We start from the raw sequence: 19,460 nt of genomic DNA, 5'->3' as shown, positions 1-19,460 counted from the left end.
TTGCATCCTAAAAAAATACCCTGAAAGTCATATTGGGGGTAAGGCCGAGGGAGAGGCTTTCTACCTGCTGTATCTGCGTACTCCGGTCGTTTTCCAGCCTGTAATAGATGTCGAGGGTATTTTTCCGGTTGAGGAGATTGAGTATGGCGATCCCGATATTTGCCCTTACCTTCGGGCTTATCTCAAAATTATAGGTGGAGGACAGGTCGGCCCTTAAGAAATCGGGAAGCCTGTCGCTGTTGGACGGATTGTAGTTTATGCTGTTCCCTGTTTGTCTTTCGGTAACTTCATTTCCGGCTATGGGGGTGGTATACGGCCTTCCGGAGTTCCAGTTGACCCCGAGGGCGAATTTCAGTCTTTTCAGGGTATAGGTGCCTGCGAAAGAGACGGCGTGCCTGATATCGAGGTTGTTAGGGAAGGAGGACGGGGTGAGCTCCCTGAAGTCATATTCGTTCCGGGCTATGGAATAACTGAGCCAGGTGCTGTACCTGCCTGTTTTTTTATTGAACAAGAGCTCTATCCCCCGGGAAGTATAGTTGCCTGCCGTTCGCAGGTATTGTCCTTCGTTCTGGAATTCCTGCCCCGAAGTGGTAATGCCCTCCACGGTTTTATAAAAGGCTTCGAGCCCTGCATAAAAGCCATGCCTGTTGTAGTGGAGCCCCGCAGAAGCCTGTTTGCTCCTGGTGACGGGCAGGTCGTCGTCGTTCGACAAGATCCACCTTCTCTTTTCGACCCCGAGAAAATCTCTTTGCAGGTCGATGACCTGGTTGGTGACCTGGCTTCGCATTTCTCCCTGGGCTTCCAGGGCAAGGCCGCCGTATATTTTCTGCCGGATACTGAGCCTGGGCTCATGGATGTATTTCCGGAATTTGTCGATGTAGTTTACCCGTAGCCCACCCCTGATATAGGTTCCCTTGCTGGGCGACTGGTAGCTGACCTCTGAAAAGAAGGCTTGGTTCTGTATTACATCCTTGTCCTTTAACCGGAACCTGGGCGTGTTGATATCGTCGGTATTGGTAATCCCCACTTCGTAAAACTGGTACCCCGCAAGCAGGTTTACCGAAGGGATTATCTTGTAGTTGACATGCGCCTTGACCCCGCTTTCGAGCACTTCGTTGTTCAGCAGCAATCGCTGGTCCGTGAAGAGGGTGTAGTTTACGGCATCGAGATTGTATTTGGTATAATACACGTTTACGGAAGAGGTGATCGCAGGCGACCATTCGCTTCTGACCGATGCGCCGAAGGCGAGATTCTGTTGTGTCAGGGTGCTTTGCTGGGCTTCTCCCGTGTTTACGGATTGCTCGTTGTATTCCAGGTTGTTCTTGAAAAGAATGGCATTGGCCCTTACCTGGTGCTTCTCCCCGGGATCGTATAGCAGCTTGACACTGGTGTCGTAGAAATAAAAGTTTTCTCCCCTGTCGATATGCTCGTTAATCTCCTGGTTTTCGGTATCCGTGATCTTGGAATCCTGGAATACCCTGTCGAAATAGGAGTTGTAGGTGGGGGTGGAGATCATGTCGGTGACCGATCGTCGTGCCGACAGGTGAAGGGCGAGTTTGCTGCCGATCGGGATACGGGTATAGGCATCGGCAGCGATGAGGTTGAATCCCGCCCCGCCGGTAAAGGTGCTGTCTATGGTATTGGCCGACCTCATGTCTATGGTCCCGCTTACCCCGTCGCCGTAAAGTACGCTTGCCCCGTTCTTGATGACCGAGACATCCCGGGTGAGGTAAGGGTTGAAGGCCGATATCAATCCGAAGAAATGCCCGGACTGGTACATTTTGATGTCATCCCATAAAATGAGGTTCTGATCGTGGGAGCCGCCCCTGATATTGATGTTGGAAACCGTTTCGGTAGCGCTTTTAACACCGGGGAGCGCCTGTATGGTGTGGAGGATATCGGGCTCCGCCAGTCCGGGAAGTATCCCGAAACTCCCGGTGCTTATGCTGATGCTTCCGTCCGTTTTTTTCTGTAGCCCGCTGGTGAGGTATTGCTTTACCACAACCTCTTCCAGCCTCTGGTATTCCGGTATGAGCGAAATGGTATCACAGGTTTTCCCGGTGTGCTCGCCGGCCGGGAATGTTACATCCCGGTACCCGACAGAGCGGATACGGACAACCGCCTTTGGGGAAATACCGGTAAACCCGGCTTTTCCCCCGAGGTCGCTTATAACGTATGCTCCGTCCCGGGAGACCTGTACGGAAGCTCCTGCCACGGGCTCTTTCAAATACTCGTCTATCAGTATAAGACACAGTGATTGTGGCTGATAAGTGATAGTGTAATACCGGTCATTCAGCTTTTTTACCGTAAGGGAGGTCTGTTGTTCTATAAGGCTGATAACCCCGGGAAGCGGGGACGACAGATCGGGGGCCACAACCCGGAAGGGGGCTATGTCGTTGTCGGAATAGGAGAACTTGATCCCGTAATGTTTTTCCAGCCGGGGCAGCACTGCGGACAGGGCTTCTTTTTCCTGTGCGTGAAGACAGGGGAGGCCCCATAAAAAAAAGACTAAAACAACCGTTATCCGTGTTTTAGTTTTGTTCAGAATACAAAATAATCTCGCTGTTGCTGCCATCCGAAAACCGGTACTTTAGATGGAACGGCAAGGTAATACTTTTTATGGCAGTTTCTAAATCGTTATTGCTAAAACTTCCGGTGAAATGCATATCGGTACCGGTATTGCTGCGGATTTTAATATTGTACTGCCGTTCGAATTCCCCGAGGACTTCCTGAAAGGGAACACTCTTAAAAGAACTTTCATCCCTTATCCAGGAAGGCTCATGCTCCGGGAAACTTCCGGTCTCTATCCTGCTGCCTTCCAGGGAGCGGAATGTTTCGCCCGGCTTCAGCATGACGGTGTCCCGGTTGTGGACCACTTCCACCGAGCCCTGGTAGCAATTGACCTCGAAATACCGGTTACGGCTCTTCACGTTAAAATGGGTTCCCAATACCGTAACGCTACCGACAGCGGTGTGTACGGCAAAAGTGTTTCCGGGAACCACCTTGAAGAATGCTTCTCCCTCCAGCCTGAGCTCCCGTTCGGAATCCCATTTCCTTTTACTGTAACTAAGGACAGATCCCGCATTCAGTACGACTTCCGAAGCATCGGGAAGCCGGAGGCTGGTTTTTTCGGCATTGGCGGTTTTTACGGTAATATTGCCCTGCGAAAAAAACAGGTATGAGGCCAGCACCAATACCAGTGCGGCAGCGGCGCCGCTTATTATTTTCCACAAACCGATGCTTCGCCGGGGAGCGGGAGTATCCTGTTGCCGGTCCCTGATCTTTTGTAATACCACTTCCCTGTTAAAGGCAGGAGCCTTGAACTTTCCGGTATGGGCAATGATCTTCTCGTAAGAAGAGAGGTCCTCGGTCTGTTTGAGGATGTCGAGTTCTTCCGGGGAGATTTCGCCACTCAGCCATTTTGCTAACAGGTTATCATTCTTCATTGTTGGCATTTAGTTATTTAACAGTTAAGATAGGATATACCCTACCTTGTTTTTGACAGCCGAAATTTATTTTCAGGTCAAACACCTTCCACTTCTTTTCTAAGGCTTACCAGGGCCTTGTGTATCCTCTTTTCAACAGCTTTTACGGATATTCCCAGTGATGCTGCAATATCGCTGTATTTCATTCCGTCTATCCTGTGCAGGAGGAACGCGGTGCGCTGGGCTTCACTCAGGTTGCCGATCGCCGTTTGCAGCTTCTCCATATATTCTTTTTCTTCCAGCAGGAACTGCGGACTTTCCTTGTCGGAATCACCCGGGGATTCCCTGCTGTAGTCGAGCACCACTTTCTTGTGGGCCACTACATTCAGGAAAAGGTTATTGGCTACCGTAAACAGGAATGCCCTGGCCTTTTCAAAAGGTACCTTTTTGCAATTGTTCCACAACCTGACGAAGGATTCCTGGACGATATCCTCCGCCTCCTTGGTGTCTCCGCACTTGTAATATATGAAATTATTGAGTTTCTCCGCGTAATTGCGATATATCGAGGTGTAGATTTTTTCAGAACAAACAGGGTCGTCTTGTTGCATGGGATTTTTTTATCAGGATGCACAAAGATATTTATTTTGTGTGTAGAATTAAAGCTACAGAATGTTAAACCCTTTGTCCTGCCTCCTGCAACCGTATATAACGACTGATATTTTAAAATGTGTATTTGGAATGCTTGTTTACTGTTGCTGGTCTGTGTACCTTGCAGTTTGTTATAAGAAAGGTTCCCCGATTCAGTGATAGACCTGGCAAATTTGGTACTAACAACTACGAACTGACAACTAAAAAACAAAAAAAAGTGAAATGTGGGGTAGGGTATTTACAGGAGTAACTGTTTTATGTCTGAAATACGCCGGAAACGGCAGCTTGTATTTCACCGGCAGACTTGTAGCGGCCACTGTGTTCTTTTTATGTATTGCATGCCAGGAAGAGATAGAAGAAATGATAGGGGAAGATCCGGGACTGGCCATAGCGGATGGTTCCGAAATGACAGTCTGGATCAGGAAAGCAACTTCCAATTATGAAACGGAAGATGATTTTCTGGACGGGTATAGTTGCGGAACCCTGAAGTTGCCCATTGCGGTAAGCCTTAACGGGGCAGTGCGGATGATCAATAACGAAGGGGATCTGGGCATTGTCCGGGATATTGTAGAGGAACTGGGAATTCCGGCTTCACTGCAGTTTCCTTTCAGTGTGGTTTCGGGCGATTATACCGAAATCGAGATAAGGTCGGAGGAGGAGTTGTCCCTGTTGCGGGAAAGGTGTGATAATGATGAATACGCCAGGATTCCCTGTATACGGTTTTCCTATCCGCTGGAAATGCTGACGTATAATGCCAATAACCAGACCAACGGAAGTGTCCCTATCGGAAATGACCAGGATTTTTTCAGGTTTATGGAGGCCATAGGAGATTTGCATACCACGATAAATTATCCGGTAACCGTAAATCTCGGAAATGAAATGATGGAAGTCAATAATAATGAAGAACTTCTGGACGTTATAAAACAGACGGCCGAAGGTTGCGGGAATTAATTTTTGAAATATACAAAAGGCCGGTGCCGGGAAACAAACGGTACAGGTCGTGATAAAAATACATACATACAGTTGTTATCGTTATCCGAAAGAGGTTGCGATACCCGATATCCGGAGGGATATGGCAACTGTCAAAAATAGGTTGTTTGGATTGAGCTGTCGGGTAGGGGTGCCCGGCAGCCAGAAAAAGAGGTCGCAAGACCTCTTTTCTCTTTTCAGGCATATCGGTCTCTGTTCCTGTGTCTTTTTCTTGCCGAAAATGTTTAAAATTAGAGCTTCAGCCTTGGCGGGCTTCGGTTCAAATGTTTAAATTTGCATCCCGCCGGGGAAAGGAACCGGTATTTTTGTCCGTGGTCCCGGAATAAATGTGAGTACGGAGACAGGAAAACCGGAAAAAATTCTGCGCTGTTCGAAGCGGGGGGTTTTGAGGTAAACGGCGGGGTAACTTGCCTGCCGGCAGTCAGGGCAGTCAGGTTTCGAATCTCATTTGATACGTATAAAAGAAGCAGGTAGTTATGTTTGATAATTTAAGTGAAAAGCTGGATAAAGCCCTCCACGTCCTGAAGGGGCATGGGCAGATTACGGAGATCAATGTCGCGGAGACCCTCAAGGAGGTGAGGCGGGCGCTGCTGGATGCCGATGTCAACTTTAAGATAGCCAAGGATTTTACCAACAAGGTCAAGGAAAAGGCCCTGGGGCAAAACGTACTGACCACCCTGCAACCGGGGCAGCTTATGGTAAAGATCGTCAAGGACGAACTTACCGGCCTTATGGGAGGTGATGCCGAAGGGATCGATCTTTCGGGAAACCCGTCGGTGATCCTTATGTCCGGTCTCCAGGGGTCCGGTAAAACCACCTTTTCGGGAAAACTGGCCGGCTTCCTGAAAAATAAAAAATCAAAAACACCACTTCTGGTAGCCTGTGATGTGTATCGCCCTGCCGCTATCGACCAGCTGCATGTGGTAGGAGAGCAGATAGGGGTCGAGGTGTATTCAGACCGGGGGAACAATGATCCGGTAGCCATTGCCAAGGCAGGGATACAGCACGCCAAAGCCAACGGCCATAATGTGGTGATCGTCGATACTGCCGGACGTCTTGCCGTAGATGAAGAGATGATGGTCGAGATCTCCAATGTTCACCGGGCCATCCGGCCGCAGGAAACCCTTTTTGTGGTAGACGCCATGACCGGTCAGGATGCGGTAAATACGGCCAAGGCCTTTAACGACCGGCTGGATTTTGACGGGGTGGTGCTCACCAAACTCGACGGGGATACCCGGGGCGGGGCGGCCATTTCGATCAAATCGGTGGTCCATAAACCGATCAAGTTTATAGGTACCGGGGAGAAGATGGATGCCATAGATGTCTTCCACCCTTCCCGTATGGCCGACAGGATACTGGGAATGGGAGATGTAGTATCTCTCGTAGAACGTGCCCAGGAACAATATGACGAGGAAGAAGCGAGGAAACTTCAGAAAAAAATTGCCAAAAACCAGTTCGGCTTTGACGATTTCCTGTCCCAGATACAGCAGATCAAGAAGATGGGGAGCATGAAAGACCTGATGGGGATGATCCCCGGTGCGGGAAAAATGCTTAAGGACGTTGATATCGATGACGATGCCTTTAAGCATATCGAGGCTATTATACACTCCATGACCCCTGAAGAACGTTCTGTTCCTTCCACGCTGAACGCTTCCCGGAAAAAGAGGATAGCCAAAGGGTCGGGAACGTCGGTACAGGAGGTGAACCAGCTTCTGAAACAATTTGACCAGATGAGCAAGATGATGAAAATGATGCAGGGAGGCGGGGGCCGGAAAATGATGCAGATGATGAAAGGGATGCGCTAACAGTATTCTCAGCATAGAAAGCACAAAACAACTAAACAGCAAGCATGGAATTATTAGACGGGAAGAAAATATCGAATCAGATCAAGGAAGAAATTGCCGCCGAGGTGGCGGAGATGAAAAAGCGGGGCGAAAAGGTGCCTCATCTCGCTGCAGTACTGGTAGGTAATGACGGTGCGAGCCTTACCTATGTGGGGAGTAAGGTGAAGGCCTGTGAGAGGGTGGGCTTCGAATCGACCCTGGTAAAACTCCCCAGTACCATCAGTGAAGTAGAACTGCTCCGGAAAATAAAGGAGCTCAATGAAGATGAATCCGTCGATGGTTTTATCGTACAGCTTCCGTTGCCCCGGCAGATAGATACACAAAAAGTATTGATGGCTGTTGACCCGGATAAGGATGTAGATGGTTTTCACCCGGTAAATTTCGGTAAGATGGCCCTCGATATGACCACCTTTATTCCCGCAACGCCCTTCGGGATACTGGAATTGCTGGAACGTTATAATGTGGAGACCAAGGGGAAGCATACCGTGGTTATAGGAAGGAGTCATATTGTGGGGCGCCCCATGAGTATCCTGATGGGGAGGAAGGGATTTCCGGGAAATTCAACCGTAACCCTTACTCATAGCCATACAAAGAATATTACCCAGATCACTTCCCAGGCAGATATTATTATTACTGCCCTGGGTCAGCCCAATTATCTCAAGGCCGAAATGGTCAAGGACGATGCGGTCATTATCGATGTGGGAATTACCCGTGTTCCCGATGAAACCGCAGCAAGGGGATATCGTATCGTGGGAGACGTCGATTTTGAACATGTGAGCAAGAAAGTGAGTTATATCACTCCCGTACCGGGAGGGGTGGGGCCCATGACGATTGCCATGCTGCTCAAAAACACCCTCCTTGCCCGGGAACGGCATATGCTCAAAAGCCGGGCATAGTTTCCTGCAGGCGATTTACTGTATTCCCGGTACACTCCGCATGAGGTACCGGGTTTTTTATGCCAGGGCCTTACACCACAGGTGGTGCCTGGCGAGCAGGCGTTCGATTTCCCGTTCCGAGATGCCGCAGGATACCACACGGAGAATACTGTCGGTGTCTTCCAGGTCAAAATTGGCCTGCCTGACTCCCGGGTGCAGGAGCAGGCTTACCAGTACATTATTGGCTTCCCTGGTATTGGTTACATCCGTGGCAAAAACGAGTACCCCGGAGGTGAATAGGTTATTGTTCATTGCTTTTATCTTGAGCGTTACACATTTTTTCCATCCATTTTTTTCTGAATTCCGACTTCCATTGCTGCTTTCCGTGACGCGGCGAAAATTTCCTGTTGCGCCTGTAATTCCATCCGCTTCCCAGAAACAGCAGCTTGCACAGTAGCAGTATGCCCAGGGTCTGCCAGAAATCGAGTTTTACAATGCCGAATACGGAGGGCATAAGCCAGTTCCACAACAGCATGACAATACATACGTAAAGGGCAATAAATGCCAGTTTGAAAATAACAAACCCTATTATTTTAAGTGCTCTCATAGGTCAATCATTTAATTCGTTATACCAGAGTTGTAATGCCTTTTTTAACCGGGATACGGCGTATCTTTTTCTCGATAGTACGGTGTTTACGGGTACCTGCTGCCGCCTGGCAATTTCCGCTATCGGGATGCCTTCGAGTTCGTGCAGGGAAAAGGCATCCCGCTGAACCTTTGGCAGCTCCTCAAGGATATACTCCACCACCCGTAATACTTCCTCCTGCCAGAGCTCTGTTTCCTGGTGTGGAGGAATATGCTCCAGCAACCACCCGAAAATATCTGTTTCGCCCTCATCGGTGTGCAACGGCCTGCCCAGTGCAGATATGGGAGTGGGCCGCTTTTTCCTGATAAAATCAATGGCCTTATACCGTGCCGTGGCATACAACCATGAAGTGATCTTGCCAATATCCTTGATCTCCTCAAACCCGAGGATCAGATTGTAAAAAACGTCCTGTGCAATATCCCGGGCATCTTCCCTGTCCGGGATCCACTGCCGTAGAAAATGGACCAGCCTGTTTTCTTCTGCCACAGTTACCCGTTGTATGACTCTGTTTTTTTCGTTCCGGTCCATGTATGGAAGATGCGTTATATTAATATAGTCGCAAAAGGGAAGAAAATATTTCATTTAATCCGGGATTATTGTAAAATTTTTTACCCGGCAGCCCGGGGTTAAGAAGTTCCGGGACTCGCATTGAGGGATATTTTGTAAGCTAAATCTTTAAATTCTTGTGGATAAAAAATATTTTTTGTCCGATTTTATTTTGTGTAAAAAGCAGGATTTAATATATTGCAGACTGTAAATAAGTACTATAGCTGGTACTTTTTATCAGTTGACCTCAGGGGATGGAACTGTCAGTTGGCGACCGCGTACGGAATGCCAATGCCGGGGGCGTATTCAGGGACAAACGATACCATGCTGACCTTGAGGTTGGCTAAATACTGGTTTTCAGGGATACAAACTCAGGGAGAAAAGATATATTTTAGTCCGGTATAACAGTATTTCAATAGCAAAAAAAGCATATGAGTTTCCTTGCCAAATTAACCATAGAGAATGAAGAAATGGTGGTCTTGCGTTACCGCATGTCCATGGTACAGGACACCGATCACAGCGATCGTCCGGCAGCCGACCCCAGGGGAGGCCGCATCCGGGTGCTGGTAGAGCTGACCAAAAGTACCTCATTGTTCGACTGGATGCGCAATCCCGGCCAGGTACGGGACGGGGAATTTGTATTTTACCGCCGGGACGGGATGTCTAAAATGCGCGGATTAAAATTCAGGAAAGCCTATTGTGTCTCCTATGAAGAGGCCTTTGATGCGGATGATACCCTGCCCATGCGTGCCGAAATTACCATTGTGGCCAAGGAAATAGATATCAACGGTTCGCGGTTTGACAAGAACTGGCCGCCGGCGTTGTAACACGGAATTATTGTGGATTTGAATGTGAAATCAATAGAAGATGCATTGGATTGGGCTGAGTTGCTAAGCAGTCTCAATGCAGACTTATAGGGGCCTTTGTCAGGTTTGCGGTAATAGAAGGGGGAAAAAAGGTCTTAAACAGAAAAGGCAATTATAGAAAACTGAATTGCTACATAAAAGATAAAAGGGGGAGGAATTTTCAAAACAGTGTACAGGATTACTATAATGGTTTGGTAGGTTTTCTCTTTTTTGCGCTTGTATTATGTAGTTTATATATTTTGTTGAACTGATGAAAAGGGCCGTAATTTTTTTTTGTGTTATCTCCATGTTTTCATTTACGGGAAATGTGATGTTTTCCCAGGAGCTTTTTCCTGAAAAGTACGAAGGTTGTAATATGGAGCGGTTTGTAGTGGAAAACGATTCTGTTTCAGTTCGGGTTAAATCGAGATCTGTCAATGAAATTCTTGCAGCTAACTGGGATCAGGATATAATAGATAGTATTCGTGGAATTTTAACCTTACAGATTCTGGTGAATCCCGGGGGGTATTCATGCCTTTTAAGTGTGAGGAATGACACGAACATGGCTTTGGAACGATTAAACCTGAAGACACTTATTGATGATAATCTGGAATGGGACAGGACAGCAGAGTCCGTTTCCGCCATTTTTGCTATCAGGTTTTATGGTCGTGAAGTAGAATTAAAACGTTTGGGATTAAGCGGGGAGAAGGGCTTTCATGTATTGTCACCACCTTAAAAAAGAACAGGAATACTAAAGAATAAAATTTTTATCATGGCCATACAGACCAATATCAGGATAGTAATCAATGGGGAGCAGCTGACCAAATTTTCCAAAATAGCCATAGTGCAGTCCTTGTGTTCCCATCATGTTTTTTCGATAAAGCAGCCTTTACCCAAGGATTTTATTGACCATGCCCTTGATAAGGCTCAAGGCTATATGGGGCAGATTATCCATATTGCCATATCCCCCCGTATCCCGGAGACTTCGGGTACGCTGACCTTTAAAGGTCTTGTCACGGACGTGGATGTCGACCGCAGCCGCGGGGCTGCCGGGGAAATGGTGATTTCCGGGAGCAGTCCTACCATTCAGCTGGACGGCGTTCCCAACACCCATTCCTGGTTGAACAAGGAGCTGTCAGAAGTGGTGTCGGACACCCTGGGACGTCAGAAAGAAAGTCTGGGGCTTCAGCTGAATCCCGATCGTGACACGGCTCTGGACTATACGGTACAGTACGGAGAGAGTGATTTCGGTTTTCTGTGCCGCCTGGCACAAAAGAAGGGGCAGTGGTGTTATTACAACGGTACCCGACTGGTTTTCGGGCGTCCGAAACCGGAGACTTTTTCCCTGGTATACGGCCGGAATATATCGCGGTTTAAGCGGCATATGGGAATTAAGCCCCTTGGCTTTTCATTTTCAGGTTATGATCCGGAAGGTGCCACGGTGCAGAAGCTCAAAGCTACTGAGATAGGACTGGAAAGCCAGGGGCTTACCCAGGCCATGCTGGAGATTTCAAAGCGGATATTTCCCGATACGGGAGCATCCATGCATTATAATCACCCGATCAGTCCAGGAAACGCTTCCGGCCACCTTCACGACCGGGTAAAGACCCAATTACAGGGCAGGGCTTCGGGGATGGTTACCGCCCGTGGAACATCTACGGAACCGGGCCTTCGTTTGGGTGATATTGCCAGTATTACGGAGCCTAAGTTCTCACTTACCGGCGACCCTGCCGACGGGGTTCGGGAATCTGCGTTTGGCCGTTACTATATCACACGAATCACTCATATCTGTGATGAGACAGGGAATTACAGCAACGAATTCGAGGGGGTCCCGGATACTGTGGAGGCCCCGCCCTATACCAATGTACTGACCCCTCCCGTTGCAGAAACCCAGCCGGCGATAGTGACCGATAATAATGACCCCAAAGGCCTGGGACGTGTAAAAGTAAAGTTTCACTGGGATTATGAAAGCCCGTGGATTCGTATGGTGCAACCTCACGGAGGGGGAAGTAAGGGATTTTATTTTATTCCGGAAGTAGGTGAAGAAGTATTGGTAGCTTTCGAAGGGGGAAATGCAGAAAAACCATACGTGGCCGGGACCATGTACAACGGCAGCCAGGTCAGCGGGTATGCTACCGAAAACAATGACCTTAAGGTTATTCATAGCCGCAGCGGTACCAAAATAAAAATGAACGATGCCGAAGGCAGCATTTTTATCGAAGACCCCTCCGGGAATACCTGGTTTATGGACGGGCAGGGGAACATCGAGGTTACTGCCCCGAAAAATGTATCGATAAGAGCCGGAGAGCACATGACACTTACTGCGGGAAGATCTATTACTACCAATTCGGGAGAGGATACGAGTATTACTGCCGGTAAAAACCTCAAGGAAGTGGCTACGGCCGATTACAGGCTTCAGGCAGCCAATATCACTGAAATTTCAGATGGGGATTTCCGTGCACAGGCCGATACCATTAATAATGTGGGGAGATCGGAAATAACCTCCATGAGTAACGAAGGCGCATTGAATAGCCATGCCAGGTCGAAAATAAACAACAACAGCGGAGAAAAAGGAAACCTGTTTTAGTCATGGGTGCGATCACAAAAGTAGCTTTGGGAAAATTTATCCGTATTGCCCGCGGTGATATCAGCAATTATGCTGATGTCATCACCCAGGCAGCCTCTACCGCAATTAACGAAACCGCGGAAGAAGGGATATGTTTTGGAGAGCCCGAAGAGGCGCCCCCCGGTGACGTATTTATAAACAAAGCCTTTTTTGCGGAGAAAAAAGTAGAAGATGTCTACGACGAAACTACCGAAGAGTATACGGTAGTCTCCGGCGACAACCTCTCTGTAATAGCAGGCGAGTATGAAGGGGTATCCTACCAGGATATTATGGAGGAAAACGGATTGACGTCAACTGAAATAGATGTCGGGGATAAGCTTCATATCACCAGCAGGACCAAGGTAGGCGAGACAACCCGGTTCGAGCAAATAACCGCTGGAAATATTGGGGAAGAGGTCTATATTGTGGTGGAACATTTCGGTACTTTGAGCAGTCTCCGGGCAACCCTGAAAGAAAAGGAGCCCTTGCTAACGGACGGGGGAGCACTTGCGGTGATGCAGGACGACAGCGAAGTGACTGCCATAGAACTCTGTGAGCCGGAGGAGGAAGAATTAAAAGGGATTTACTACTATGCTAAAATAAAGCTGCGTCCTGAAGAAGATGAAACCCTGGAAACCTGGCGGGAGAAATTACAGGACAAGGAGTTGGTGGGTTATAGCGATACGGAAAATCAAAGAACGGTCTCCCCCGAAGCCTTCGGGGCAATGACCCCTATAGGGATGGAACCCATATATGATACGGTAAAGAGTCTGCTTTCCATTGAAGTGGAAGCCCGGGCGGAAGAAGGGGACGTTGTGTATTGTGGAAGGGACAGGAGTAATGTGTTTTTGAATGAGGACGGGGAGTGGTTTGAGGTAGGGGGAGCTACTTGTTATTGTAATAGGGACTTAACGGAAGAGGAGGTTAAAGAAATTATTATTGCCTTACGTAAATCAGAATCTTCGGTTTATACTGGTGATAATAAAGAAAATCTTTTTTGGAAATCAAATTGTGATATCCCTTCCTCCGATAAATCTTTCACTCGATTTACAGAAGAATTAAATAATGTGTTTAATACATATGAGATAAACACATGTATTAGAAGAATACATTTTTTGGCTCAAATATATCATGAAACAGATAGATTAAGAACGTCAGAAGAATACAACACTTCAGCGAACTATGCTCCTTATATAGGAAGAGGATTAATGCAGCTTACATGGGAGAGTAACTATAAAATATATGGCATTTATAGTGGTATAGATTGTGTTGAAGATCCGGAAATAATTGGAAATGATTTGTTCAATTCGTTTGATTCTGCAGGATGGTTTTGGAAACAGGGAAAGGTATTGAGTGTAGGAGAGACATGGTCACCTCCCTCAAGTGCACCTGATTATGTCACGAATGTTAACTCAAGTTATTCAAAAACTATAATATCTTATCAAGATAATGGAGAAACAAAACAATATGGCACAATTGATTTAAACCTAATAGCTGACGATGATTATGTTGATGTTATTAGTTGGTTGGTTAATGGAGGAGGTAATGGGTTACAAGAGAGGAGAGATTATATAGATGAGTTAAAAAAGATTTTCAAGTATGATACGGATTGTGAGAATAACAAATAAAACAATTTTGTTGTTAATATTTTGTGTTGCTGGATGTAAAGAGAAAGTACGTTCATACACCGACATTGGGAAAGTAACAAGTAAGGCGAAAATACAAAAGGAAGATCAAATTAAGGATATAGAGTACTTTGAGAGCAATAGTGATTATTTTATAAGAGATATAGATGTTAACCAGGATGGTGTTTTGGATAAAGTTGTAAGTTCAAAGAAATATAAAGGGAATGAACTCTATTTCTTTGTTAACAAGGAGGGAGAATATCAAATGATGTTAAAAAGTATTAATTTTTCGGAAGATGGAGGACGGATAATAGGAGACATTCAAAAAGTAGAAAATGGCAATGAATTGATGAAGATTCATACCTTTTTCCCGGATGGAGGAAATGATCAGGCATATTATTTTGTAGCTTATGTTGATAGCGATTGGATTTTGACAAAAACCAGATATATAAATAATTATTGGCAGGAAGATTATACGACAACGTATATCTGTGATGTAGAGCAAGATATTAAAATGAAGGTCTTAATAGATTCTGAACAGGTAAAGAAGATTAAACAAATCCCTGAAAATTCAAAAAGAGACTCTTTATGTAATATAGAATATTTTATTGAGGATAATCTGGTAGAATTTATTGAAAGATTTAATAGTGATAACTCCAAAATTTATTTAGGAATAGATAGATATAAATCGTTATTAGGAAAAATAAAACTTTCAGAGGATAATTTAACAGAATATAACGATATAGCTTATTACCTGGAACAGGCAAAAGCCTATGATGAAGCAATATTTATATTAAAAAAAATAATTTCAAAATTTCCCGAAAGAACTGTAGCCTATATTAACTTAGGAGATGCCTATTGGGGGGTGAATAATATTTCAAAGGCTAAAGAATCCTATATCAAATATATAAATTATATAAAGAAAGAAGGTAAGGATAAGAAGATACCAAAAAGGGTCATGGAACGAATAAAATAAGTAAAATGCCGGAAGCGATATTAATCTTAATTTTTCTACTCTTGTTTGAATGTATAGAGAAAAAAGAAACTATTAACCCCCAAACGAAAAAAATAAGTTCTTACATCAACAATCAAAAAGATACTTTACATATTTATGATGGTGTATATAAGTTAGCTGGCGGAAATAAATGTAATCTTCGGATCAGGTTAAAGAATAATACATTTAATCTGGAAACGAATAAGAGAAAAGAATCCGGAGTAATTGAGATTAGTAGAGAAAGTGAGAAGGTATTCTTTCTTTTCCGTGTAGAAGAAAGTTCGGGAAATTTGGAGATAAAACCTGAATTCAGAGGAGAATATGAAGATTCGTCCATTCTCATTCAAAATTATGGTAATGCTGAGAATCCTTTTTCACAATTTGAAGAATGTGAAGATAAATATTTGGTATTGAAGAAAGCTTCTTGAAATGCTGTTGACTGGGAAGATAACAAAAAGGGTTACAAAATGTTATCAAATAGTAAAAGAAAATATTATATATAGGACTCATGCTTTGCGACATGCAGAGTTGCTGGTTTCTAATTAAAATGAGTTGCTTGAGAACGTCTATACGGAGGAGGTTGTTTATTACCTGGAACTTCAAAATCTACAGATTGGGTTTCCGGAAGTAAAGCTAAACTGAAAGAAATTAACGATTATGTTAAAGAGGTTGGTATAGAAGATGCAAAGATTATTATAACAGAAAATTTTGTTGGAGAAGATGAATAAGGTGTTTTGTACAATTGTGATCTTGAATATATGTTTGTTTATAGGATGTGAACAAGTAAAGAAGAATAAAAATAAATCCGAATATTCAGAAGGAACTACCAAAGATATTTCAAAAGCAGAGCAGCAAGTATCAGAAATTGATTCTTTGACATATTATTTTAAGAAGATTTCATCTGAAAAAGTTTCCGACGCTGATTTGACCAGATATGTATATGCCTTTCCTTCTACATTTCAGTCTTTTCAGGATTATTTTGGATTTGATGATGAAGAGGGTGAAATGCCTCTATATAAAGAAGCTAACGCATATATAGATATGTTGTTTCTAAGTTCAGAGATTTGTTGTAAAGATGAAGTTTTGAATAAGATAATAAATATTGCAAAGCAAGGTAAATGGGATGCAGATGCTGTAAATTACCTAAAGCACAAACTGCATGAAATGATAGAGGATAACCCTGATGACCTATTTGAAATCTTATCGCAGAAGGAGCAGCGAACACAAATAGGGTTTTGGTTTTTTCATTTTGATGGCCCCCATCCGGAAAAAGAAATTTCACAAAGATTGTTAGAGAAAATAACGAGAAGTAGGGCTGATGTAAATGCCTTAAAAAAGGGGTTTAACAAAGTGCTAAAACAAGGGGTAGATTGAGAGTTGTGGTTTTCCTTTATAATTGAATACTATATGAAATGCTCGGAGGATAATTGATCTTTGAAGAAAAAGTGATATAAATGGCGATAATCAATCAGAAGATGACAGACAACAAGAAGATGAAAAGGACAGAGGTAAGATCAAAGAAGTCAACGGACAGGAAAAATTACAGTATGGCAACATGGAAGGCTTTACCTCATAATTTATATATACTTTGTTTCCTGATTCTGTTTACTGCTTGTAAGTCTAAACGAGAAAAAAATCTTGCAACTGTCGCAGATACTGTTCTTGAAAGTAATGAGGTTTTTTTACAGGAATTACACCCGGGATCCAAAGTGGATCAAAACGGAGATATTGTCAGAATATCATATACACAACCTGATCTCGTGTTTTATTTATTCAAAAATGAAGAATTGGCATTTGTGGAATTCCCTCCGGAGTCTTTTAATAATGTGAATTTAGATTTTTTTTATAATGTATCCTTGGAACAAATACAGAAAGAGATTCACTTCTTTGGTAGAGAAGATGCAGAATGGGTTACCTTCCCTACCATGACAGAAGAGGTTTTTGCTTATGAATTGTATAAAATAAACCAAAATAAATTGGAGTCTTCGGGCTATTATTCACCAGTGGATTTTGACTTTGATTTTAATGACTTTGAGAGTAAGAAAATTTTGATAAGTGAGGATGAAAATCAACTTTTGATTTATTTAGTAGGTAACAAGGATACTATCGTTTGTAAAAAAACTTCTGAAATTGATTTTACCGGGATACCGGACCAGGAAGTAATCAATAAAATGAAAGATTTTAAGTCCGGCGGCAACAGTGAAAATAAATAAGTTCTATGAGTAACGAAGGCATATTGAATAGCCATGCCAGGTCGAAAATAAACAGCAATAGTGGAAAAAAAGGAAACCTGTTTTAGTTATGGGTGTGATTACAAAAGTAGCTTTGGGAAAATTTATCCGTATTGCCCGCGGTGATATCAGCAATTATGCTGATGTCATCACCCAGGCAGCCTCTACCGCAATTAACGAAACTGCGGAAGAAGGGATATGTTTCGGAGATCCCGAAGAGGCGCCCCCCGGTGACGTATTTATAAACAAAGCCTTTTTTGCGGAGAAAAAAGTAGAAGATGTCTACGACGAAACTACCGAAGAGTATACGGTAGTCTCCGGCGACAACCTCTCTGTAATAGCAGGCGAGTATGAAGGGGTATCCTACCAGGATATTATGGAGGAAAACGGATTGACGTCAACTGAAATAGATGTCGGGGATAAGCTTCATATCACCAGCAGGACCAAGGTAGGCGAGACAACCCGGTTCGAGCAAATAACCGCTGGAAATATTGGGGAAGAGGTCTATATTGTGGTGGAACATTTCGGTACTTTGAGCAGTCTCCGGGCAACCCTGAAAGAAAAGGAGCCCTTGCTAACGGACGGGGGAGCACTTGCGGTGATGCAGGACGACAGCGAAGTGACTGCCATAGAGCTCTGTGAGCCGGAGGAGGAAGAATTAAAAGGGATTTACTACTATGCTAAAATAAAGCTGCGTCCTGAAGAAGATGAAACCCTGGAAACCTGGCGGGAGAAATTACAGGACAAGGAGTTGGTAGGTTATAGCGATACGGAAAATCAAAGAACGGTCTCCCCCGAAGCCTTCGGGGCAATGACCCCTATAGGGATGGAACCCATATATGATACGGTAAAGAGTCTGCTTTCCATTGAAGTGGAAGCCCGGGCGGAAGAAGGGGACGTTGTGTATTGTGGAAGGGACAGGAGTAATGTGTTTTTGAATGAGGACGGGGAGTGGTTTGAGGTAGGAGGGGCTACTTGCTATTGTAAGTTACAAGGACTATTAAATACCTCATGTGGAGGAAAAGGTTCTTCAATTACGGATGAACTTTACGAACAGGAATCTGAAAGACTTGGAGTAGAATCTGCAATTATGCATGCCATAGCCAAACAAGAATCCAAAAGAAATAGTTTCTGGGAAGAAGAGCAGGCAACTATTTTATTTGAAAGACATAAAATGTGGAAATACCTAAAGGAAGATTTAGGAAAAACGGATGAGGAACTAAAAAAGTTGAAGGATCAATATCCGAATATTGTTAATAATAATTCAGGAGGATATGGTTCGTATGCAGATCAATATGAGAAATTAAGAATTGCAAAGGGGATTGATTACACCAGTGCATTAAAATCATGTTCATGGGGTAAATTTCAAGTAATGGGTTTTAATTATGATGTAGCTTTTGAAACTCCAGAAAAAATGGAGAAAGCTGTTAATACTTGTGAAGTACAACAATTTAAATTTTTTATTGGTTATCTGGAAAATACAAATGGTTTGATTCAGGCTATGAAAGATAAAGATTGGGAAAAAATAGCCGAAAAATATAATGGATCTTCCTGGCAAACTTTTAATCCAGAATATGCGGATAATTTAAAAGATTACTATGATGAATTCAAAGAGGATTAAAACAATTATATTGAGAATTGGCTTTGTTTGGCTTGGTATTGTTTTTGTTTTTTGTAAAGGAAAACCAGAAAGTCAGAATGATCAAAAAAGTCAGAAAGTAGAGAGGATCCAGACCGGATTGGCTGTAGATTCTTTGATGTTAGATATTAATGGGGATGGAATGACTGATAAAATAAAATTAATGACGGCCAATGAAAAAGCTAACCGAATATTGGAAGTAAAGTTAGGACAAGGAGCAGAAGAATATAAAACTATCGCAATTAATAATGAAATGATAACTTGTTCGGCATGTGGTTACCAGGGAGGGGACCCTTATATCTCCTTAAATGCTAACGAGGGAGGGTTTATGGTAAACCTGGAACACATTACCTTATATTTTGTTTATGAGTCGCCTGATAATATATATCTAAAAAAAATGAATATTCTCACGGTTAAGCAAACTCCTGAAAGTATTCAGGAAAAACATGAAGTATATACGGAAAAGGACTTCGGGAAAGTTGAGTTTTCAAAGGTTGGAAGTGACTTTAGAGCGTTATTAAACTAAGTGAAGACGATAATTTTAATA

Annotated in this window: 19 protein-coding genes; 13 read left to right on the top strand and 6 right to left on the bottom strand. The window is 44.0% G+C overall.

Going from position 1 to position 19,460, the window contains the following annotated elements; all coding sequences use genetic code 11:
- Positions 1 to 7: 7 nt before the first annotated feature.
- The 3 genes from DN748_RS00550 to DN748_RS00540 form a co-directional block, all read right to left on the bottom strand.
- Positions 8 to 2,575: a TonB-dependent receptor gene (locus DN748_RS00550; RefSeq protein WP_112369814.1), complete on the bottom strand. Its 2,568-nt coding sequence runs from the start codon at positions 2,573 to 2,575 to the stop codon at positions 8 to 10.
- Entirely contained in the window at positions 2,532 to 3,446 is a 915-nt protein-coding gene (locus DN748_RS00545; protein WP_161554437.1) for a FecR family protein, read from the bottom strand. The genes DN748_RS00550 and DN748_RS00545 overlap by 44 nt, the downstream gene beginning before the upstream one ends.
- 77 nt (positions 3,447 to 3,523) lie before the next feature.
- Positions 3,524 to 4,033 (bottom strand): RNA polymerase sigma factor, encoded by a 510-nt coding sequence (locus DN748_RS00540; RefSeq protein ID WP_112369812.1) that lies wholly within the window; start codon positions 4,031 to 4,033, stop codon positions 3,524 to 3,526.
- A 262-nt stretch (positions 4,034 to 4,295) separates the two neighbouring features.
- On the opposite strand from DN748_RS00540, the gene DN748_RS00535 reads away from it, so the two are divergent.
- The 3 genes from DN748_RS00535 to DN748_RS00520 all read left to right on the top strand — a co-directional run bounded on the left by DN748_RS00535 (position 4,296) and on the right by DN748_RS00520 (position 7,803).
- Entirely contained in the window at positions 4,296 to 5,024 is a 729-nt protein-coding gene (locus DN748_RS00535) for a hypothetical protein (protein ID WP_112369811.1), read from the top strand.
- Positions 5,025 to 5,539: 515 nt separating this feature from the next.
- On the top strand, positions 5,540 to 6,868 hold the full coding sequence (gene ffh / locus DN748_RS00525) for a signal recognition particle protein (protein ID WP_112369809.1): 1,329 nt from the start codon (positions 5,540 to 5,542) through the stop codon (positions 6,866 to 6,868).
- Between the two features lie 44 nt (positions 6,869 to 6,912).
- On the top strand, positions 6,913 to 7,803 hold the full coding sequence (locus DN748_RS00520; protein ID WP_112369808.1) for a bifunctional 5,10-methylenetetrahydrofolate dehydrogenase/5,10-methenyltetrahydrofolate cyclohydrolase: 891 nt from the start codon (positions 6,913 to 6,915) through the stop codon (positions 7,801 to 7,803).
- A 57-nt stretch (positions 7,804 to 7,860) separates the two neighbouring features.
- Here the strand turns inward: DN748_RS00520 and DN748_RS00515 are convergent, their stop codons facing one another.
- From DN748_RS00515 to DN748_RS00505, 3 genes are read right to left on the bottom strand one after another with little or no spacing between them, the layout of a single operon-like run.
- The gene (locus DN748_RS00515) at positions 7,861 to 8,094 is read right to left on the bottom strand and encodes a hypothetical protein (protein WP_112369807.1); all 234 of its coding nucleotides are present in this window, start codon (positions 8,092 to 8,094) and stop codon (positions 7,861 to 7,863) included.
- Entirely contained in the window at positions 8,084 to 8,389 is a 306-nt protein-coding gene (locus tag DN748_RS00510; RefSeq protein ID WP_112369806.1) for a hypothetical protein, read from the bottom strand. The genes DN748_RS00515 and DN748_RS00510 overlap by 11 nt, the downstream gene beginning before the upstream one ends.
- Before the next feature lie 3 nt (positions 8,390 to 8,392).
- Complete coding sequence (locus DN748_RS00505) at positions 8,393 to 8,914, bottom strand: RNA polymerase sigma factor (protein ID WP_161554436.1); 522 nt, start codon at positions 8,912 to 8,914, stop codon at positions 8,393 to 8,395.
- Positions 8,915 to 9,405: 491 nt separating this feature from the next.
- Here DN748_RS00505 and tssD point away from each other — a divergent pair, with 491 nt between their 5' ends.
- The 10 genes from tssD to DN748_RS00455 all read left to right on the top strand — a co-directional run bounded on the left by tssD (position 9,406) and on the right by DN748_RS00455 (position 19,439).
- Entirely contained in the window at positions 9,406 to 9,801 is a 396-nt protein-coding gene (gene tssD / locus DN748_RS00500; RefSeq protein ID WP_112369804.1) for a type VI secretion system tube protein TssD, read from the top strand.
- 289 nt (positions 9,802 to 10,090) lie between these two features.
- The gene (locus tag DN748_RS00495; RefSeq protein WP_146746537.1) at positions 10,091 to 10,555 is read left to right on the top strand and encodes a hypothetical protein; all 465 of its coding nucleotides are present in this window, start codon (positions 10,091 to 10,093) and stop codon (positions 10,553 to 10,555) included.
- 36 nt (positions 10,556 to 10,591) lie between these two features.
- Complete coding sequence (locus DN748_RS00490; protein ID WP_112369802.1) at positions 10,592 to 12,406, top strand: type VI secretion system Vgr family protein; 1,815 nt, start codon at positions 10,592 to 10,594, stop codon at positions 12,404 to 12,406.
- 2 nt (positions 12,407 to 12,408) lie between these two features.
- A complete protein-coding gene (locus tag DN748_RS00485) occupies positions 12,409 to 14,052 on the top strand; it encodes a LysM peptidoglycan-binding domain-containing protein (protein ID WP_112369801.1) in 1,644 nt (547 codons plus the stop codon).
- Positions 14,024 to 15,025: a tetratricopeptide repeat protein gene (locus DN748_RS00480; protein ID WP_112369800.1), complete on the top strand. Its 1,002-nt coding sequence runs from the start codon at positions 14,024 to 14,026 to the stop codon at positions 15,023 to 15,025. The genes DN748_RS00485 and DN748_RS00480 overlap by 29 nt, the downstream gene beginning before the upstream one ends.
- Before the next feature lie 5 nt (positions 15,026 to 15,030).
- Positions 15,031 to 15,471 (top strand): hypothetical protein, encoded by a 441-nt coding sequence (locus DN748_RS00475; protein WP_112369799.1) that lies wholly within the window; start codon positions 15,031 to 15,033, stop codon positions 15,469 to 15,471.
- 292 nt (positions 15,472 to 15,763) lie between these two features.
- On the top strand, positions 15,764 to 16,417 hold the full coding sequence (locus DN748_RS00470; RefSeq protein ID WP_112369798.1) for a hypothetical protein: 654 nt from the start codon (positions 15,764 to 15,766) through the stop codon (positions 16,415 to 16,417).
- Positions 16,418 to 16,590: 173 nt separating this feature from the next.
- On the top strand, positions 16,591 to 17,256 hold the full coding sequence (locus DN748_RS00465) for a hypothetical protein (RefSeq protein ID WP_146746536.1): 666 nt from the start codon (positions 16,591 to 16,593) through the stop codon (positions 17,254 to 17,256).
- 88 nt (positions 17,257 to 17,344) lie between these two features.
- Positions 17,345 to 18,895 carry an N-acetylmuramidase domain-containing protein gene (locus tag DN748_RS00460; protein WP_112369796.1) on the top strand — a complete coding sequence of 517 codons (1,551 nt, stop codon included), beginning with the start codon at positions 17,345 to 17,347 and terminating at the stop codon, positions 18,893 to 18,895.
- Entirely contained in the window at positions 18,873 to 19,439 is a 567-nt protein-coding gene (locus tag DN748_RS00455; protein WP_112369795.1) for a hypothetical protein, read from the top strand. The genes DN748_RS00460 and DN748_RS00455 overlap by 23 nt, the downstream gene beginning before the upstream one ends.
- The last annotated feature ends 21 nt before the right edge of the window (positions 19,440 to 19,460 follow it).

The organism is Sinomicrobium soli, assembly GCF_003285545.1.
Lineage (GTDB): Bacteria > Bacteroidota > Bacteroidia > Flavobacteriales > Flavobacteriaceae > Sinomicrobium.
The sequence above is the reverse complement of the archived record's forward strand: the minus strand, read 5'-3'. Positions and strand labels throughout refer to the sequence as shown.

Coding starts and splice junctions, on each gene's coding strand:
- DN748_RS00550 (WP_112369814.1), bottom strand. CDS start 2,575: ATGGCAGCAACAGCGAGATTATTTTGTATTCTGAACAAAACTAAAACA.
- DN748_RS00545 (WP_161554437.1), bottom strand. CDS start 3,446: ATGAAGAATGATAACCTGTTAGCAAAATGGCTGAGTGGCGAAATCTCC.
- DN748_RS00540 (WP_112369812.1), bottom strand. CDS start 4,033: ATGCAACAAGACGACCCTGTTTGTTCTGAAAAAATCTACACCTCGATA.
- DN748_RS00535 (WP_112369811.1), top strand. CDS start 4,296: ATGTGGGGTAGGGTATTTACAGGAGTAACTGTTTTATGTCTGAAATAC.
- ffh (WP_112369809.1), top strand. CDS start 5,540: ATGTTTGATAATTTAAGTGAAAAGCTGGATAAAGCCCTCCACGTCCTG.
- DN748_RS00520 (WP_112369808.1), top strand. CDS start 6,913: ATGGAATTATTAGACGGGAAGAAAATATCGAATCAGATCAAGGAAGAA.
- DN748_RS00515 (WP_112369807.1), bottom strand. CDS start 8,094: ATGAACAATAACCTATTCACCTCCGGGGTACTCGTTTTTGCCACGGAT.
- DN748_RS00510 (WP_112369806.1), bottom strand. CDS start 8,389: ATGAGAGCACTTAAAATAATAGGGTTTGTTATTTTCAAACTGGCATTT.
- tssD (WP_112369804.1), top strand. CDS start 9,406: ATGAGTTTCCTTGCCAAATTAACCATAGAGAATGAAGAAATGGTGGTC.
- DN748_RS00495 (WP_146746537.1), top strand. CDS start 10,091: ATGAAAAGGGCCGTAATTTTTTTTTGTGTTATCTCCATGTTTTCATTT.
- DN748_RS00490 (WP_112369802.1), top strand. CDS start 10,592: ATGGCCATACAGACCAATATCAGGATAGTAATCAATGGGGAGCAGCTG.
- DN748_RS00485 (WP_112369801.1), top strand. CDS start 12,409: ATGGGTGCGATCACAAAAGTAGCTTTGGGAAAATTTATCCGTATTGCC.
- DN748_RS00480 (WP_112369800.1), top strand. CDS start 14,024: ATGATACGGATTGTGAGAATAACAAATAAAACAATTTTGTTGTTAATA.
- DN748_RS00475 (WP_112369799.1), top strand. CDS start 15,031: ATGCCGGAAGCGATATTAATCTTAATTTTTCTACTCTTGTTTGAATGT.
- DN748_RS00470 (WP_112369798.1), top strand. CDS start 15,764: ATGAATAAGGTGTTTTGTACAATTGTGATCTTGAATATATGTTTGTTT.
- DN748_RS00465 (WP_146746536.1), top strand. CDS start 16,591: ATGGCAACATGGAAGGCTTTACCTCATAATTTATATATACTTTGTTTC.
- DN748_RS00460 (WP_112369796.1), top strand. CDS start 17,345: ATGGGTGTGATTACAAAAGTAGCTTTGGGAAAATTTATCCGTATTGCC.
- DN748_RS00455 (WP_112369795.1), top strand. CDS start 18,873: ATGATGAATTCAAAGAGGATTAAAACAATTATATTGAGAATTGGCTTT.